The sequence below is a fragment of the Testudinibacter sp. 'clade 2' genome (genome assembly GCF_006227735.1).
Classification (GTDB): domain Bacteria; phylum Pseudomonadota; class Gammaproteobacteria; order Enterobacterales; family Pasteurellaceae; genus Chelonobacter.
Genome location: NZ_VDHB01000136.1, coordinates 1 through 906 on the forward strand (window position 1 = coordinate 1; position 906 = coordinate 906).

A 906-nucleotide genomic window follows, 5' to 3' on the forward strand; every position below is an offset into this window, starting at 1 on the left:
GTGACCGCACTTGCAGCAAAGCCTGTTGCAGTTGCTCGATGTTCTCCAGGGTCTTCGCGGTATGTTTCACAAATTCGACCGGTTGTAATACTTTTTGCACCTCTTCATCTGTGTAATCCGACAGCAGCACTTTGCCGATTGCGGTGCTGTAAAGTGGGTTACGTCGTCCGATACGCGATTGCATGCGCAAGTTGTAACCGGAATCAATTTTATGCAAATACACAATTTCCGTGCCGTCCAATGCGCCTAAATGCAGGGCTTCGTTGGTTTGTTCCGAAATAACCCGCATCTCTTTATCCGCCAAGCTGATCAGATCCACATACTCCAACGATTTGGCGCCCAACTCAAATAGTTTCAGCGTCAATCCATATTTGTCACTCTCCCCTTGCTGCGAAACAAACCCCAATGTTTTCATGGTTTGTAAAAAGCGATAGGTCGTACTTTTAGACATCATCAAGCGCTGTGCCAGATCGGTAATCCCGATCTCTTTCTGCTCCGCCAATGCTTCCAAAATGCCAAAAACTTTTAACACCGAAGAAACAGAGTCCGGTTGTGTATCTTTTTCCATAAATTTCTCTCGCGTTATGTAGGGTTTATTGATGTTTGCTACTGAATTATAGAAAGAAAATTCAGAAAAAACCATTTTTTTTAAAATTGCTTTTCATAAAAAGCAAATTCCAGCGTTTTCCTACTTAAACTTTCGCGCCAACTGATTTCCAAAACAATTAAAATAAAAATATAAAACATCTTTTTAAAAAAATTGCATATTGAATTTGTTTTTTGTATAGTAGTCGCAACAGAGAGATTTCAATGCAACTCTCAGACATTAGGGTCTGTTGATGTTTGTTTATATTTTGAGTTGTCGTTTAAAATGAGCACAATCTAGGCGTAAGCCGAAATCAATAG

The 906-nt window shown here is 40.0% G+C and carries 1 protein-coding gene; it reads right to left on the reverse strand.

Annotated elements, in window-relative coordinates; genetic code table 11:
* A partial coding sequence (kdgR, locus tag FHQ30_RS10445; protein ID WP_139612351.1) for a DNA-binding transcriptional regulator KdgR occupies positions 1-568 on the reverse strand: 568 nt, incomplete at its 3' end.
* Positions 569-906 lie beyond the last annotated feature (338 nt).